Raw genomic sequence first — 16,999 nt, forward strand, 5'->3', positions numbered from 1 at the left:
AGTTTTTTCGTATTTTAGTCCCTATGAAAGATCTCAGAATCTTAACTTCTAACAGTATTTTTGAGAAGCTTCTAACAGTGCTCCTGAATTCAAATAAAATCTTAGCTTATAAATTAGAATTCGGCGATATTGTGAATTTCTTTTAAAAATAATCATTTATTCATGCCCAATACATATTTTGGCGTGGAAATATGAGAAAAGAGCTGAGAGAGGCAGGGCAGATATATGAAATTAATTAGTCTACTTCCGGTTTTTTCAATTGCTTTCACAGTACTTTTTATAGCCTTTTCAGGCTGCGTATCTGACAGAGGAGAACCGGGAGTTTATGACAACGAGACAGAAAATATCTCTTATCAGGGCGAACAGTTAACTCCGATTACACAGCAGCGCAATAATGCGATCAGAGGAACACAATATATTGACAGGGAAGATTACAGGCTTCAGGTTGACGGGCTCATGGAAAACCCCCGAAACTTTACTTATGAAGAAATAACCGGGTTGCCTCAAACCTCTAAGGTTGTTGATCTTAACTGTGTTGAAGGCTGGAGTTTTACTGCAAAATGGACAGGAGTAAAGGTAGCTGAGATCTTTGAGGAAACAGGCGCCATGGAGAATGCGACTACTGTTATTTTTTACAGCGCTGACGGATATTCGACTTCCCTTGAGAAGGAATATCTGCTGGAGAATGACATTATACTCGCATATAAACTGAACGATGTGACCCTGCCTCCGGAAAGAGGGTTTCCCCTGCAGCTCGTGGCTGAAGATAAGTATGGGTACAAATGGGCTAAATGGATAGTAAGGATCGAACTCAGCGACTCGCCTTACAGAGGTTACTGGGAAGAACGCGGATATAATAACACAGCTGATGTCGGAGGACCTGCCTTTGAGAGATAAAGATTAAAGTTCGAGTAAAAACACCAATAATAATATAAGATACACAGGTTATAGTATACTGCTGACAGTATTGAAAATTCAAAACAAGAAAATCAATCCTGTCCGGAAAATCAAATCCTGTAGCTGGTTGTATTTGATTATTGCAGGATTTTATTATATTGTTTTTAATTACAGGAAATTACAGGATATTTTATTAGTCATATGGTTCATAAAAACCGTGTTTCATAAGAGCTATATTTTATCGGCGGTATTACATTGTGATGCTGTTTAAATAAGGAAAACTGAGAGGCAAAGAATTGTCGAGGTTGTTCTGGAAAAATGGGGGAATCTGAAATGGCAAATCGCCATGTTAATATTTTAAGCCCTGGAGACCCGTTCAGGGACTGGCTTGTGGAAGAGGTCGTCAGAAACCGGATTCACGACAAACAGTGCTGTGTGAATGTTTTCAAATATAATTCCTCTCACACCGTTTGCAGATATCAGTTCAAAGGGGAGCATTTCAGTGTAATGGCAAAATTTTTTGCAGAGCCCACAGGCAAGCTGAAAGCTTACAATCCCTATAAAGGCATGATGAACGAGTACCGTAACCTGAAAAAGGCAGCTTCGGTAATAGATGTTGCAAAGCCCCTTGCAGTAAGGAAAGACTTCAACTGCGTCCTTGTAACAGAACACATACCCGGAAAATCCCTAGGCTGGTACCTGAAGCACGAAGATAACCTGTACGAAAGGCTCGCTGCGGTGGCACACATGCTCAGGAAGCTGCATGACAATACGGAGTCCTCTTACAACAAAGAAAATGAATTCAGAAACTTCCACGATGTTCTGGACCATCTTAAACTTGACTATGGAACAAGAGAAACTTTCAATAAACTACTTGGAGAATGGTGGTACAGCTCCTGGCTGGACCGCGAGCATGGATGTATGGTTCACAGGGACGTAACTCCCTCAAATTATATTTTCTGCAAAGGCAAGCCCTATGCCCTTGATTTTGAGAGTTCCTGGTTCGAGGCACATCCTGTAAGAGATCTTGGAATCCTTACTGCAGAACTTAAGAACGAATTTGAAATACGCAAAGGGGGAGGCTGGAAAGCTGAGCCCTATATAGGAAATTTCCTCTGGGAATACAGCCGTGGGGAAAAGGATTTTCACCGCATTACCAGGGTTTTGCCATTTTTCATGAGTATAGGGCTGCTTCGCTCTGCAAGGCTTCACCAGAGTGAATACAGGAATTACCTGATAAAAGAAGCCCGCGAATGTTTAAATGCGATCAATAGAGAGCATTAAACAGGGGAAAAGAGGACTTTATAGTTGAGAATTTTATAGTTGAGAATTTTATAGTTGAGAATTTTATAGTTGAGAATTTTATAGTTGAGAATTTATGACAGAAGACTGAAGTTAGAATAAGCAATTGAAATAATAAGGGGATATGGGAGGCAGGAACATTTCAAGGGAAAGCGAACCGGATCTTAGCAAGGGCACTGTTACCTTACTGGTTGATCCCCTCGGAGAAGGGGAAGACGCATTTGAGAGCTGTCATATAAAAGGGGTTATTTTCGACTGCTACCAGACACTTATTGATATCCATACCGAAGAACACAGGATAGAGACCTATGAGACTGTAAGCGCATGGCTCGCCTATCATGGTGTAAAGATTAAGCCGGAAAAGCTCTGGGATACTTACTTATTTAAGGTTAAGGAAAAGATGGAGGACTCAAAAGAGATTTACCCGGAGGTAAGGGTTGAGGAAATCTTTGCCGAGATCTGCCAGGAAAATGCAATCTGGAAAATAGACGAAAAAAACCTGGGAATTGAAACATCAAGGGTTTTCAGGGCGGCTTCCATCAGGAAACTCAGACCTTTTCCTCAGAGCGTAAAGTTAATCGAGCACTGCATTAACACACCCAAATGCATAATTTCTAACGGGCAGAGAGTCTTTTCCGAACTTGAACTCCGGTTCCTCGGGCTCTATGATTACTTTGATTTTGTAATATTCTCTTCGGATGTTGGTTACAAAAAACCTGACCTGAGGCTTTTTATGACCGCACTCAAAAGGATGGGGCTCGAACTTGAACCCAAATGCGTTATGTCTCTTGGAGACTCTTACGAAAACGAAATACTTCCTGCAAGAAAGCTGGGGATGAGGGCAATGACCATTGAAGAAGCCTGGAAACATTATGGGATAACGGACTGAGTTTAAAAGGACTGGACTACTTTAGAAAAGATAGAATTTAAAGAAACTGGACGATTTTGAAAAAATAAAAGTAAACCCGTTTCTGGACATTTATCCCTCAACCACCAATCTAGCGTATCTTTTTTACATAAGCACCTGCTCGAGTTTTCGGGCAATACCATTTAACTCTTTCCGGCAAGCAACCGGACCCTACCAGATTTAAGCGGGCAGTATTTTTGATTCAGGGCATCTCACCGGAAATCTCTATATAATGCCTCCCACATTTCCTTCCAACTGTGTATTTTTCGATATTAAAGGTGATGAGTATATAGACATAGAGAGCTATATATTTGTACTTGCATCTAATATAGGTATTTACGAAATATCTATATATTTGAAGATCAATACTTAGTTTGATAGAAGATAGACATAGAAAAAACAAAGATATCCAGAGATAAAATCAAGAGATAAAATCAAGAGATAAAAAACAGGTGAGTGCTTATGCTCCAGAATGGGAAAATCAAAGGCCTGGTCTTTGACTGCTATAAAACCCTTATTGACATCAAAACTGACGAAAAAAGCCGGGAGACAAATGAAAGAGTCAGTAACTGGCTGCTTTACCAGGGAGTGAGGATTGAGCCTGAGAGGCTCAGGGAAGAGTACAGGTGGAAGGTTGCGGGCAGGTTGAACAACTCAGGCCAGAAATACCCCGATGTCCGCATAGAAGAAGTTTTTGCCGAAATCTGTGCAGAAAACGCTTTTAGAGAAATTGACCCTTACTGGCTCGGCATTGAAACAGCAAAGGTTTTCAGGACCGCTTCATTAAGAAAACTTGAAGCTTATCCGCAGAGCCTCAGGCTGCTTGATAAATACAGGAACGTACCCAAATGTATTGTCTCAAACGCTCAGAGAGTCTTTACCGAACAGGAACTTCGCTTTCTCGGTTTATATGATCGCTTTAACTTCGTAATTATGTCCTCAGACCACAGGATAAAAAAGCCAGATACAAGGCTTTTCAAAATGGCTCTGAACGGCCTGGGTCTTGAACCCTGGGAAGTGCTCTCAATAGGGGACACTCCTGAAAACGATATATATGCCCCTCAAAGCCTCGGTATGAATGCAATGCATATCCGTGATGCCTGGAGATGTGCATAATCTTGAAAATATATTAACCTCTAAAATTTAGAATACCCCTGAAATCAGGCCTATCGTCGATTCACGGCACTTTAAGGATACAGAACTGCGCAATCTTTGCCACATTTCTGTTAAAATTTGCTCAATAAATGCTCACATACCGACTAAAAAATTCTCTTTTTTACAATCAGGTATTTGATTTCCAATAACTCCTTTAAATTTTAATTTATTCGAAACGCTGAAATATTGTTTTTATTTCTCAGTGCCAGCGTGTCCAGCCTTGCGCGAGGGCTCCCGATAGAAATAACAATAAATATCAGTCAGGATATCCCAAAATGAGATTAGCTGATTTCCAGACAAAAACGCAGCGGATAAAAAACAGATTTATAACAGATTTATAACAGATTTATATTCCTGACAATTCATGAGCATAAAGAAATTTACATTTTGTTTGAAACCAGATATATTTAAATAATCGCAAGCACTCTAAAACCAAAGAAATTCTTACACTCATTTCTCAATCACGGAGTGTCTTTATGACAGAATCTGAAATTCCAAAAGAATATAATGCTAATGAGGTTGAGAAAAAGTGGATGGAGAAATGGAACCTCTCCATGTACCACTTTAACTGGGGAGAAGATACCCGTCCCCAGTATATAATTGATACCCCACCTCCATATCCTACAGGTAATTTCCATATCGGAAACGCTCTTAACTGGTGTTACATCGACTTTGTCGCCAGGTACAAACGTATGCGCGGATATAATGTGATGTTCCCTCAGGGCTGGGACTGCCACGGCCTGCCAACCGAAGTCAAGGTTGAAGAAATCCATGGAATTACCAAAAACCAGGTTCCCAGAGCTGAGTTCCGCAGGATGTGCAGAGAACTTACTGCAGGAAACATCGACAAGATGCGCCAGACAATGCTTCGCCTAGGCTTCTCAGTGGACTGGAGCAACGAATTTGTCACCATGGAGCCCTCATACTTCGTAAAGACACAGAAATCCTTTGTCAGGATGTACAATGACGGGCATATTTACCACGAAGACCATCCTGTCAACTGGTGCCCCCGCTGTGAGACTGCCATCGCTTTTGCAGAAGTAGAGTACGATGAAGGGAAAACAAAACTCAACTTTGTCCATTTTGACAAAGTAAACATTGCAACCACAAGGCCGGAACTGATGGCAGCCTGTGTTGCAGTTGCAGTTAACCCCAAAGATGAGCGCTACAGCCAGTACATCGGCAAAGAAATCATAGTGCCGATTTTCGGACAGAAAGTAACCCTGATTGCCGACGAAGCTGTCGAGCCAGAATTCGGTACGGGCGCTGTGATGATCTGTACTTTCGGTGACAAGCAGGACGTGCGCTGGTGGGTAAAGTACGGATTGCCTCTTGTAAAAGCAATTGACAAACAGGGCAAGATGACAAAAGCTGCAGGCAAGTACGAAGGCATGAGTATTCCCGAATGCAGGCAGGCTGTCATTTCCGACCTTAAAGCCGCAGGCTTCCTCTATGACCAGAAGCCGCTTGATCAGAATGTAGGGCTCTGCTGGCGCTGCGATACCCCCATAGAGATCCTTTCCGAACCCCAGTGGTTCGTAAAAATCAACCACGAAGGCATCCTTAAAGCCGCAGACGAGATTAACTGGTACCCTGAATACATGAAAGTCAGGCTCCAGAACTGGACAGGCACAATGGAATGGGACTGGTGCATCTCCAGGCAGAGGATTTTTGCAACCCCGATCCCGATCTGGTACTGCAAGAAATGCGGCGAAGTCATGATCGCAGAAGAGAGCTGGCTTCCGATTGACCCTAATGAAAATGCACCAAAGAAAGCCTGTGCCTGCGGTTCAACCGAATTCGAGCCGGAGACCGATGTCCTGGATACGTGGATGGACTCTTCGATTACCGCATTACATGTATCTGGATGGGAAAGCGAGCACGACCTCCGCCTGCCTGCACAGATTCGCCCCCAGGGCCACGATATCATAAGGACCTGGGCTTTCTATACTATCCTGAGAAGCCTGGCGCTTGAAGGAAAGAGGCCATGGGATTCTATAGTGATCAACGGAATGGTGCTCGGACCGGACGGGCATAAGATGAGCAAGTCCCTCGGAAACGTTATCTCCCCAGAAGAAGTTACCACACAGTACAGTGCCGATGCTTTCAGGCAGTGGGGCGCTGTTGGAGGCTCCACCGGTTCCGACGTCATGTTCCGCTGGAAAGATGTGGTCTCAGCTTCCCGTTTCCTGCAGAAGATGTGGAGCATATACAGGTTCTCGATGTCCCACTTAAAGGATTTTGAGCCTGCAGATGCCGACAATTTCCCTATGGACTCCCTGGATACAATTGACAGGTGGCTTCTGAGCAAACTCAATAAGCTTATAGAGACCACTACTAAGGAGCTTGACGGATACCAGTTTGATTCCACATTCAAGGCTATCAGGGGCTTTGCCTGGGAAATCCTTGCAGACAATTACCTTGAACTTGTTAAAGGCAGGCTCTACGGGGAAGATAAGGAAGGCAGGAGAGCAGCCCAGTATGTGCTCTATACAACAACCAGAACCCTTTCCCTTCTGCTGGCTCCGTTCATACCTTTCTTTGCGGAAGAAATGTACTCAAGGTTCGACGGTGAAAGTGTTCATACTCAGGCATGGCCTGCAGTCAATGAAAGCCTGATAAGCGAAGAAGCAGAAGCTGCAGGCGAGATGATTAAAGATATCACAGGCGATGTCCGCAGGTACAAGTCAGACCTGGGAATGGCTCTCAATGCCCCTCTGAAGAAAATAGAAATCTACAATTCAAAGATCGATACGGGAGACATTGCAGGAGCCACAAACTCTGAAGTTGAACTCATGGAAGGGGCTCCTTCATTTGAGTACGTGCCTGTCGAAGTTAAACCAAATATGGGCCTCCTCGGACCGCGCTTCAGAAAGGATGCGGGAGCCGTTATAAAAGCTCTGAAGGCTGAAGACCCTGCCGCAGTCGAGGCTCAGGCAGCTTCAGGCAAGATAACCGTTACCGTAAACGGAGAAAAAATAGAGCTCGAACCCGAAGCAGTCGAGATCCGGAAAGAAGTAATTTCCGGAGGCCGTGAAGTCGACGTGCTTGATGTAAAAGGCGCAGTAGTTGTGATTGTAAGGTAAGCCCGGGCTTAACTTATCGAATCCGCGAAAAAAGGAAAAAGGAACAGGCAAATGATGGCCTGCTACTTTCTTCCTTCTTTTTTCTATATTTTCCATTTTTCTTGCTTTTTTGAAACTGCCATACAATTCCTGTCATACAATTTATGAAAAGTCACACCTACCTGGATTGAAAAAGCAGGTTTTAGAGTCCGGAATAATATTTATCATTTTATAGTCCTCAGCCTGCGTGCAGCAAGAGGGAAGAAAAAACTGAAAGACTGCTTCCTATCTCTGTACATATTAATTGCAGGAGATTAAGAATCAGATGCAAGAAAAATAGAAAGAGAGAAGATTTCAATCAACCGCAATTCTACAAATTGTAAATTGGATATACAGTAAGGCACTTGATTGTCAGATCTTTTGAAACCTTCATATATATTTCTAAATTTTTTAATATATTTCAAAACCTTCATAATATATTTCAATTAATCTGGGCTGTTTTAGCCCTTACCAGCATCATGGAGAAGGAAAAAATAAGAAGCGCCGCATAGAAAACAACACTGGGATCATACCTGTCATAGAGGGATAACCAGGTGTAGACCAGCATTGACCCTGAAAACACTGCCAAAACAATAAGCCCGATGTATTTTGCATCTACCATTTTTCATCACTCATTTTCCTGCAATTTTATGATTTACATTTTAGATTAATTATAAATGTAGATTCAAACATTAAAACTTTTTCTAGCTCCTTTATGAACATTTAATGGTTATGAACATTTAATGGCTATAATTTGAAAATAATCTGTACAACCAGTATTGACTGCGATTTTAATACTCCCTGTCAATCAGTTACGACTTGTATACTGTTTGTATTTTTTCATATCTTTAAGGACGCCTTCAAGATCGGATTTTATCAGCTTTATATCCAGGTTTTCTCCCTGCATATTATCCATGAAATTAATCTTTTTCTCATTCTTAACTACGATATCTTTCTTCAGCGAATCCAGCAGATTGTCCTTTTCATCGCCAAACTTTATCTCTGTGGAATTCTCGCTAAAGGTGATTTCGTTTTCAACCGGTTCATCTTCCAGTCCGTCAACTTTAATTGCAAATTCACTTTCATCTATTGTAAAATTGTTATCAAATGCAAAATCCAGGCCTGAAGACATTTCTCCAGGAGACGGTTCTTTAAGAGATAGTTCTTTATTTGCATTATTTGCAGGCTCAGAACTGCTGGCTGCAAGAGAACCCGAGGTAGACATTTTAGTGAGAAGGTCGTCTTCGAAATCCAGCTCTTCTTTTTTCGATTCGACTGCTTTCTCAAGGTTGTTGATTTTATCAGTAGAATCGAATTTCAGGTCTGCATTCCTGCCCTCAGAAAAAGGAACAAACTTTTCCTTATCACTTTTATTCCTGCGCGGTAAAGAAGATGAAAGGGATGAAATTCTGTTGAGGAAACCTGCAAAGTGCGTCTGGCAAGTATCTTTTGCTTTAAAGATCATCGTTTCCAGTTGCCCAATGAAATTTTTGCTGGAGTTTTTCTGAGCTGAAGTAGGCTTTTTCTGGCTTGAGCCGGACTTTTTTCGGTTTGATCCGGCTTTATTCCGGACTAAATTGCTGATTTTTTTGCCGAACCCAGAAAATTGCCTCAGTACTTCAGACACCGATGATGCAATTTTAGAACTACCAGAAAAAAGTCCAGACTCCTTCAGGCTTGGTGAGGCTCCACCCTTCTCTTTATACCTATCATATAGAGTTGTTATTCCCATTATAGCCAGAGCTACAAAAATGCCTATGAAGATAGTAAAATTCTCTTTATATAAAGTGATTAAATCCATATTCATAAACCTCCTGAAATACCTTCAAGTACTCCGTCGAATGAAAATGCCATATCCACCAGTGGAGGAACAATAATCATCAGTATTCCCGAAAGTACAAACATAAATGTGCCATAATAGATTGCGAGGTAATTGGGGCCTCCTTTTACGGCAACGATCGCGAGTATATTAGCAATCGTCAGGATGATAGTAACTATCACGACAAATTGCCCCAGCAGTTCCACAGGAACTCCCCCGAATATGCCCATATTCATACCGCCCATGCCGCCGGGTATACCCTCGAGTTCGGACCCGCTTATTTCAAACTGGGCAAAGAGAGAGGTTACAATATTAGTAAAGATCGTAAGGATCTGACCTATGAAGAGTAAAAGACCGACCATAGCCACATGGAGAGGTATGACAAGACTGGTAAACGCTTTAGCTATGCGTTCCCTTTTCATTCTCAAAAGGACCAGTTCAAGGTTGGACGAGCTTACAAGCTCACCTACCACTTCTGCATTACCCCCGAAATTGACAGCGTCTACGAACACACTTGTAAACTTGTAGATCAGGTAGCTGCCCGTTTCCCCGACGAATCTCCCCCAGCACAGGGCAGGATCAAGCCCGGATGCCAGTTTTTTGTAGAGCTCCTGGCTCATATCCTTAAGCTCTCCGAGATTCTTTGGATCAATCTTTAGGAGAGCTTTTGGGACAGTCAGCCCTGACCCGCTTATAATAGACCCGAGGCTTCTTATGAAAGTTGTATAACTTTCATCTCTTTTGTTGACTTTTTCAATATCATTTTTTGCTGCAAGCCCTACAGGAATCATGGCGACTCCTGCAATAATCATCCCGACTCCTTTAATGTCAATAAAGAAATCGGCAGCTAAACCGGTAAAAGCCGGCAGTATGGTTAAGATTACAATAGCCAGAGCTGCTACAAGAAGCGTAAGAGGAGCCCACTTATAAACAAAAGTTTGCTCTTTTGATTTTACACTTAAATTATGGACTTTAGTATCTTTTGGAGAACACCTGTAAAGCAGGCCTACCCCAAAGAAAGCCATGAAAAATATGATAGCCATTGTGGAATAAAGCGTATTAGCCGGATCCCCAACGTTATATAAAATTACTGAAAGAAGTATAATAATAGCTACAAGGGATGTGGAAACAAGCAAAGCTGTATATGCGTTTGACCATTCTTTTGTGGTGTCAAGGTCCCTTTCGAACTCATCTTTTCTTTTTGTTTTGAATAATATCCATTCCTTTTTGAGGAATTCACCATCAGGCTCTCCTGCCGCTATAGCGTTTGATAACCTGTTGAGAAGTGCCCTCATCCTGTCATTCTTTACTTTTGTGGATATGAGTTCGCAGGCATTTGCGTAATCATAATGCCAGTGCTGAGCCAGTTCTCGAATTAGACCAAAATATTTGCTTGGGCAGTATTCTTTCTTTTCGGATATGCTTGTGAATATTTTGTCTCTTGTAAGGTTGGCAGTCGAGATTGAAGCCATATAAGTAAGAGCAAAAAGCATATCGTTACTCATATAGAGTTCTTTCTGATAGTTTTGGTATTTAACATAAAGCTGGTCTAAAAAGGATCCTGAATTAGACTTTTTGCTGAAAACGTTTTTTATCTCGTTGACACCCATCCAAACCACCATTCAGAACTGAATCCTCAGCATGCCGGACTTTGTAATCCTTGCAATCGTGTTAAAAAATTCCCAGTAATTTACAATCCCTTCTTCGTTCAGTCTTTCCAGGATTTTTGCCCGTTTTTCAATTTCATCATATATTACTTTCTTTTTCTTTCCGGGAATTCCAAGCCTTGTGGCGATTTTATTCTCAAGGATATACGAGCTTCCCATAGCACTGAATACATGCGTATCAGTAACAGGGTCCCAGGAGAAGGCTTCAATGAACGAAATACCGCCTTTATCAGGGTTGAAGCCGAGAACCTCGTTTATACTGAGGACTCTCCTTACTAGCTTTCCGTCTGGCCTCCGTACTGCAGACTGAATAATTACAAAGTTGAGGTTGTCCACGTACGTTTTGGGGATGTTTATAGGGTCGGCAGTAAGCCTCTGGATCAGTTTCTCAACGGTTGCAGCGTGGAATGTTGACATTACAGGGTGACCGGTCTGCATGGCCTGGAATGCGACATTACCTTCAACTCCTCGGATTTCTCCTACGAGAATGTAGTTTGGCCTCTGCCTCAATGCTGCTTTAAGGAGGTCGAACATAGTAACATCCGAGCCGCTGCCTTCCCCTGTACCTGCACCCCTTGTACTGCCTCTTGTTGTCTCTCGTGTCCAGTTTTTATGAGGAATCTGCAGTTCGGGCGTATCTTCAATTGAAACCAGTTTTGACTCGGGATTTACAAAAGCCGTGATCCCGTTCAGTGTGGTTGTTTTACCGCTGGCAGTTTCTCCGCATATGAAACCGCTCATCCCTTCACCGATAAGGATCCACAGGTAAGCCGCCATCCTGTAGTCCAGGGTTCCTCCTTTTATGACCTGAAGAATACTGAAAGGAATGTCAGCGAATTTACGTATGGTGAAATTACTCCCGTTTTTACTGATATCGTCCCCAAAAACAATGTTAATCCTTGACCCATCCGGGAGCGTGGAGTCCACTATAGGGTTTTTGAAAGTGATAGGCTTCCCGATCCTTTCCGCAAGCCTGACAATGTACTGGTTAAGGGCGTCATTGTCATTGAATTCTATGACGCTCCTCAGACCCTTGAATACCTTATGTTCAATAAATATAGGACCGAGACCATTACAGGTAATATCTTCAATTTTATTGTCGTTTATGTAAGGATCAAGAAAACCGACCCCTATTTTGTCCCTTATAACCGAGTATTTCAGAGCTTCATACTGCTCCTTTGTTACATAGATATGATTTTTTGTAGGATCCTCCTTGGCAGGTAGAAGTTTAGAACCAAGCAGTTTTTTGACTCCGGAACCGGCTCCGGAAGCAGAGCTTGCAACCGGATTTTTTTTGCCAATCACGCAAATGGCATCCAGGGACTCTCTCAGTATCCTTTCTTTTTCCTCTAAATTTTCTGGATCGAATTCGATTCCTGTAAGGTGGTCTACGAGCTTGATTTCCAGTTCTTTAATGAGACCTCCAACTCCGGTAAGGAGTATGGGCTCAATAGGAATATAGAAATTCCTTACATCGTTTTTATTTGGATAAATATGGACATATATCTGGTCATTGACCTTGTATATTAAATTGGCATCTTCTATTTCGCCGTGTTTAGACTCAAGCTTGGGGACATATCTGGGTATACCCATCGTATCTATGGGCAGGATATGCAGGTACTCCAGAAGGTGAAGGTTTTTTTCAACTTCCTCTTTCATTTCCGGAGGGAGAAGCTTGTAAAGGTTGCATGTTTTCAGGTTTGAGTGGTCATGCCCATCGTATTTTTTCGGTTTAAACGGGAAGTTTGTATATACCCCTACGTTAAGTACCTGACCATTTTCAGTACTCAATTTTTCCTCAATGCTATCCATTTCAACCCCATGCGCGGCTAGTTATGTTTAAAAGTAATTTTATAGCTGTTTAGACCTTGGCCTGTGAAATTGGAATTATTTTTAAACCGAAACCAGGCTGGACTTCAAAACTCACTATATTACCTGTGCTTTTTTTGGCGCCTCTTATTTTTGAGACTTCCATGACGCTGATGTAGCGGTCTGTAAGCTGTTCTTTTCTCAGGAACAGGTGGCAATCGCATGCTGACCGTATTCTGACAAGAGTATCTTCTTTGAAAGCATGCTGATGCAAAGTAATGAAAATCGTATATCCCTTGTCACATAAATTCTTCAAGCTAGTGAGAAATTCAAGGATACTGTCCTCACCGGAATAAGTAGTAAACATTGTGAGAGAGTCAATAAAAATGACTTTTTCCCTGATACTTTTAATGTGATTTGTAACGAGATGGAGGGTGCCTTTCATCTGGTCGGAAGTCCATTCAACCCCTTCAAGATGAACAGGAAAAATCCTGAAATACCCCCAGCTGTAAAAATCCGAGATATCCAGGCTCAGACTGTCCATTTGAGCCAGCATGCTTTTAATGGTATTCTCGGTGGAATAGTATGCAATCTTGTGAAGCTGGTTCAATCCGCCATATGTCAGTTGCTGGCAGAGTACGCTCTTACCGGTGTCGTTTTCGCCTTCTATGAGCACAAGAGAACCTAGCGGGATGCCCTCACCTAACTTTTTATCAATTTCATCGTTACCGCTTGAGATAATATTCCTTTTTTCTTCATCTTCACCCATATTACTCACACCTGACGCCTTGCGGAAGAGACGATACCATTATCAGTAACAATCATTACAGTAAAATTTTCACTGGATGTAAGGTCGGTTAACAGTTCAATTTCTATGCTCTCATGAGGGTCCAGAATCCCCGGATTTAAGAAATCCGTGCCAGCAGTTATGCTGTACTGGGAGTCGTCCAGGTAGAACACCTGATCATCTTTTACCAGGATAATGTCCCACAGCTCGAAATTGCTTAATTTGGTTTCACCCGTATTTGCAACTGTAAAGCTGGCATGGTTTGTTGAGATGTTAAACGAGATAGGCTGCTGGATTTCAATGCTGGTCTGAAGCCTGTCCATCATTGTTTGATGGGCTGAAACATATCCGTGATAAGAAGACTCAACAAGATTACTAGTCCCCGTTGTCAGGGCACCTGCAACAACCAGAACCGTCCCCATCACAAAGAACGCTACGATTATTGTATCAAGGCCCATGATATCACGCTGAAAATGTATCTGATGCTGATACCCCGTTGTAGAGGAAGAAGCTGATTTTGTAAATATCACCTGGCAAACTGTCAAGCGTTATTGTTGCCTTAATCGTCTCCCCACGATTCCAGGTATCCCCGCCCCCGTTTGCAAGAGTGAAGTCCCATGATGGATTTGAAGCAGATTCAAATCCGGGATTACAATAGCCTGAAGAAGACATAATAAAGATGTCACAGAATTCTAACTGTGTAAGGGGTATGTTTGTTGACCCGACGTTTTTTATCCAGACATAAATGTTGTTTCCGTCCGGATAAATGAAAATGATATCGATATCCGATTTAAACTGGTCTTCCATTGTTTGAGCAACAGAACTGTAAGACCCTGAGAGAGTATACACCGAAGGAAGGATGGCATTAACAAAAGCTACTGCAGCTATGACACTCACTATTACGAGTATTGCTGAAGCGATCACTTCCTTTGACATGTATTCTTTCCTCTCTTATTTTTCATTCCGGACGTGATCTGGTTTTTTCATTCAGGATGTGATCCAGCATTTTTGAGTCAAGAGACATGTCATCCGGATAAAGTATGTGATATAGCCTGTACAGGTCCACAACTGCATCATCAAGGTTGTTGTTTTTGAACAGGACCTCAAGTACTTTAACAATAATCTCTTTAATCTCACCAGGAATGTATCCTAAAAGTGTAAACACTTCAATTAATTCCTTTATGGCATCCTGATCGTATTTGCCTGCCATATCCTTGCACCAGACAATAGTCTTATAGAAGGAAATGGGATCAATGAGTTTTGAGTCTCCCCTTTTTTGCTGCCTTCTGGCAGCCTTTTTAAGGTCTTCAAAGAAATTTTTTGGAACCTTTTCCATTTCCAGATCTTCATCCTCGTCTTCATCTTCAGTTTCTTCTTTTTTTGGATGATCTTCAGGGACCTCTTCAGCCTTAGGATTTACTATTGCACTGGAAATATTGGCAATGCCCTGAATATTCTGGAAAGGGTTTTCAAGGACACTCATCGTTTCTCTTATGTCCATTAGAAGAGTTTTTATAGACCCCTTGATTTCAGCTACTTCTTCTTCAAGACTTGCAACTTTGGATTCTATAGTGTCGCTTTCTGCTGTAGCAACAAGCTTATCAATCATTGACTGGTCAAATGAGTCCCCACTGTTCATTATATCACCAAAGCTGTAGCGTTAAAAAAATAAAAAATAATGGTACTCAGTTGAGTGCCATTATCGACTTAAATTTAGACGAGTGTCATTATACTGCTGATTGATGCAGGTGCTGTCCTGTGAATAGTATAGGTTGCACCCTGAGGAGGCTTGATTTCAAGCTGGAAATTTTCATTAGCTCCTATCGGAACTACTGACTTCAGAGCAACCGTTACTTCAAATTTCTCACCCTTTTCCAGAAGTAAGTTTTCATTGCCGTTGTCGTTATATACTGCTGCTATTCCAAATGTTGTGTCATCACCAGTAAACGGTATGTCTGAGTAAGTATTTCCAGTCGGCATTTTCAAATCAGTTGGTGCACAGGTTGGAGCTGAGACAGTTATAAGAGTAGTAGCCAGATCAATTGAGGAACCACCTGCAGTAGGTTGTAAGCACAGTGTGACAGTATCTAAGCATTCACTACCAGCGGTGAGATCGCCTTTAGCAATTAAATCTCCACTCAGTTCAACACTGCTGCTTGCCTGCTGCACACCAGTGTGCACAACTTCCTGGCTCTTCTGGGTTGTATAGAAACCTGCACCGAGCATGACGTAGCTGAAAACTGCGGCTACGACTACAAAAGCTACGAGAACGATTGCAGCTTCAAGTCCGGTAAATCCTTTTTCGTCTTTAGAGAATACTTTCCACATTACAGATCACCTCAGTAAACCGGGTAATATTCATCCTTGGTAAGTGCAGCTGGCAATGTTCTTGAGATAGTAAGAACTGCACCCTCTGGTGGCTTTACCTCGATCTTGAACTGTTCATTTACTTCAGGTAAAGAACCAGAAGGAGTATCAGTATCAAGAAACTCGTCCAAGTCCAGTACTACCTTATACTTTTCACCTTTTGAAAGCAGATTATCAGCAGTGGCAGTATTGGAAATCACAGCTTGATACAGCCACCCATTTGTTACTGTCCAATCTGCAACAGCACTAATGTCTGGACTTGGTCCTTTAGTATTAACTGCATCGCCACTATCGCGAAGATATTCCTTTGTAAAAAAGTCATCAGCGTCAGTGTAGGAAATTATGGTCTTGTCCATATCCACATCGGTTCCACCGGCAGTGTTTGTGACATAGAATGTAATCTGACTTGCTGCACCGCCCTTACCTGTAGCGCCTACTGGATCAGCATCAGCTCCTTTAACGATTATGTCTCCCGACGGTGCAATGCTGCTGCTTGCCTGCGCTACACCAGTATGCACGACTTCCTGGCTTTTCTGGGTTGTATAGAACCCCGCTCCCAACATGACGTAGCTAAAAACTGCTGCTACGACTACAAAGGCTATCAGCACTATTGCAGCTTCAAGCCCGGTAAACCCTTTATCATTTTTTATAAATCGATTCCACATAATAAATCACCTTAAACATAGTGTGATTATTATAACAGTAAATAGAATATCAGTTAATATTATAAATGTTTCGGCAGTTATGGGGCCAACTTTATATAAATTTGATAGAATAAAAAGGTTATTTTAGAAATTAAATGCCTGAAAAATTGCAATGTAAGTTTTTTAGTAAAAAAGTTTTTAACAATAAAGCAGCCAGTAGACACTTATTTTTCTAGAAAATTTCATTTTAAGAGAGATAAAAAGATTCCCTATATTAAACAACAACACTATGAAAATAAAGAAATTGTCAAAAATATAATTTATTTGTTATTAAATAAAATATTTAGATAGTTTGACGAAGAAGATTAGATTTTTATCAGGAAAAAATATCTTTTAGATAATATAAAGTCAGTTGATATCATTTTTTCGTTAGTGCCGCAACATATAGACAGATATTCCATAATTATGAAGGACAATAAAAGTAGATCAAAAGAACTTTTCATATGCAAGTAATGACCGGTAAAAAATAAGTTTTCTTGAT

Annotated in this window: 15 protein-coding genes; 5 read left to right on the forward strand and 10 right to left on the reverse strand. The window is 41.6% G+C overall.

Annotated elements, in window-relative coordinates; all coding sequences use genetic code 11:
• Positions 1-225 precede the first annotated feature (225 nt).
• From RSJ42_RS10635 to RSJ42_RS10655, 5 genes are all read left to right on the forward strand, one after another.
• On the forward strand, positions 226-897 hold the full coding sequence (locus RSJ42_RS10635) for a molybdopterin-dependent oxidoreductase (protein WP_410507268.1): 672 nt from the start codon (positions 226-228) through the stop codon (positions 895-897).
• Between the two features lie 333 nt (positions 898-1,230).
• Positions 1,231-2,181, forward strand: coding sequence for a phosphotransferase (locus RSJ42_RS10640; RefSeq protein WP_410507269.1), 951 nt, complete (start codon positions 1,231-1,233; stop codon positions 2,179-2,181).
• A 142-nt stretch (positions 2,182-2,323) separates the two neighbouring features.
• Complete coding sequence (locus RSJ42_RS10645; RefSeq protein WP_410507270.1) at positions 2,324-3,088, forward strand: HAD family hydrolase; 765 nt, start codon at positions 2,324-2,326, stop codon at positions 3,086-3,088.
• Positions 3,089-3,568: 480 nt separating this feature from the next.
• Positions 3,569-4,222 carry an HAD family hydrolase gene (locus RSJ42_RS10650; RefSeq protein ID WP_410507271.1) on the forward strand — a complete coding sequence of 218 codons (654 nt, stop codon included), beginning with the start codon at positions 3,569-3,571 and terminating at the stop codon, positions 4,220-4,222.
• Positions 4,223-4,737: 515 nt separating this feature from the next.
• Entirely contained in the window at positions 4,738-7,347 is a 2,610-nt protein-coding gene (locus tag RSJ42_RS10655) for a valine--tRNA ligase (protein ID WP_410507272.1), read from the forward strand.
• Positions 7,348-7,807: 460 nt separating this feature from the next.
• Here RSJ42_RS10655 and RSJ42_RS10660 read toward each other — a convergent pair whose 3' ends face one another.
• The 10 genes from RSJ42_RS10660 to RSJ42_RS10705 form a co-directional block, all read right to left on the reverse strand.
• A complete protein-coding gene (locus tag RSJ42_RS10660) occupies positions 7,808-7,987 on the reverse strand; it encodes a hypothetical protein (RefSeq protein ID WP_410507273.1) in 180 nt (59 codons plus the stop codon).
• A 186-nt stretch (positions 7,988-8,173) separates the two neighbouring features.
• The gene (locus RSJ42_RS10665; RefSeq protein WP_410507274.1) at positions 8,174-9,166 is read right to left on the reverse strand and encodes a hypothetical protein; all 993 of its coding nucleotides are present in this window, start codon (positions 9,164-9,166) and stop codon (positions 8,174-8,176) included.
• A 2-nt stretch (positions 9,167-9,168) separates the two neighbouring features.
• Complete coding sequence (gene flaJ / locus RSJ42_RS10670) at positions 9,169-10,794, reverse strand: archaellar assembly protein FlaJ (RefSeq protein WP_410507275.1); 1,626 nt, start codon at positions 10,792-10,794, stop codon at positions 9,169-9,171.
• Positions 10,795-10,806: 12 nt separating this feature from the next.
• Complete coding sequence (locus RSJ42_RS10675) at positions 10,807-12,663, reverse strand: type II/IV secretion system ATPase subunit (RefSeq protein WP_410507276.1); 1,857 nt, start codon at positions 12,661-12,663, stop codon at positions 10,807-10,809.
• A 49-nt stretch (positions 12,664-12,712) separates the two neighbouring features.
• Positions 12,713-13,429 (reverse strand): ATPase domain-containing protein, encoded by a 717-nt coding sequence (locus tag RSJ42_RS10680; RefSeq protein ID WP_410507277.1) that lies wholly within the window; start codon positions 13,427-13,429, stop codon positions 12,713-12,715.
• 5 nt (positions 13,430-13,434) lie between these two features.
• A complete protein-coding gene (locus RSJ42_RS10685; RefSeq protein WP_410507278.1) occupies positions 13,435-13,905 on the reverse strand; it encodes a flagellar protein FlaF in 471 nt (156 codons plus the stop codon).
• A 4-nt stretch (positions 13,906-13,909) separates the two neighbouring features.
• The gene (locus RSJ42_RS10690) at positions 13,910-14,383 is read right to left on the reverse strand and encodes a hypothetical protein (RefSeq protein ID WP_410507279.1); all 474 of its coding nucleotides are present in this window, start codon (positions 14,381-14,383) and stop codon (positions 13,910-13,912) included.
• A gap of 22 nt (positions 14,384-14,405) precedes the next feature.
• A complete protein-coding gene (locus tag RSJ42_RS10695) occupies positions 14,406-15,086 on the reverse strand; it encodes a hypothetical protein (RefSeq protein WP_410507280.1) in 681 nt (226 codons plus the stop codon).
• Positions 15,087-15,160: 74 nt separating this feature from the next.
• The gene (locus RSJ42_RS10700) at positions 15,161-15,775 is read right to left on the reverse strand and encodes an archaellin/type IV pilin N-terminal domain-containing protein (RefSeq protein ID WP_410507281.1); all 615 of its coding nucleotides are present in this window, start codon (positions 15,773-15,775) and stop codon (positions 15,161-15,163) included.
• An 11-nt stretch (positions 15,776-15,786) separates the two neighbouring features.
• Positions 15,787-16,479, reverse strand: a complete 693-nt coding sequence (locus RSJ42_RS10705; RefSeq protein ID WP_410507282.1) for an archaellin/type IV pilin N-terminal domain-containing protein — start codon at positions 16,477-16,479, stop codon at positions 15,787-15,789.
• Between the last annotated feature and the right edge of the window lie 520 nt (positions 16,480-16,999).

This window comes from Methanosarcina hadiensis (assembly GCF_046529725.1).
Taxonomy (GTDB): domain Archaea; phylum Halobacteriota; class Methanosarcinia; order Methanosarcinales; family Methanosarcinaceae; genus Methanosarcina; species Methanosarcina hadiensis.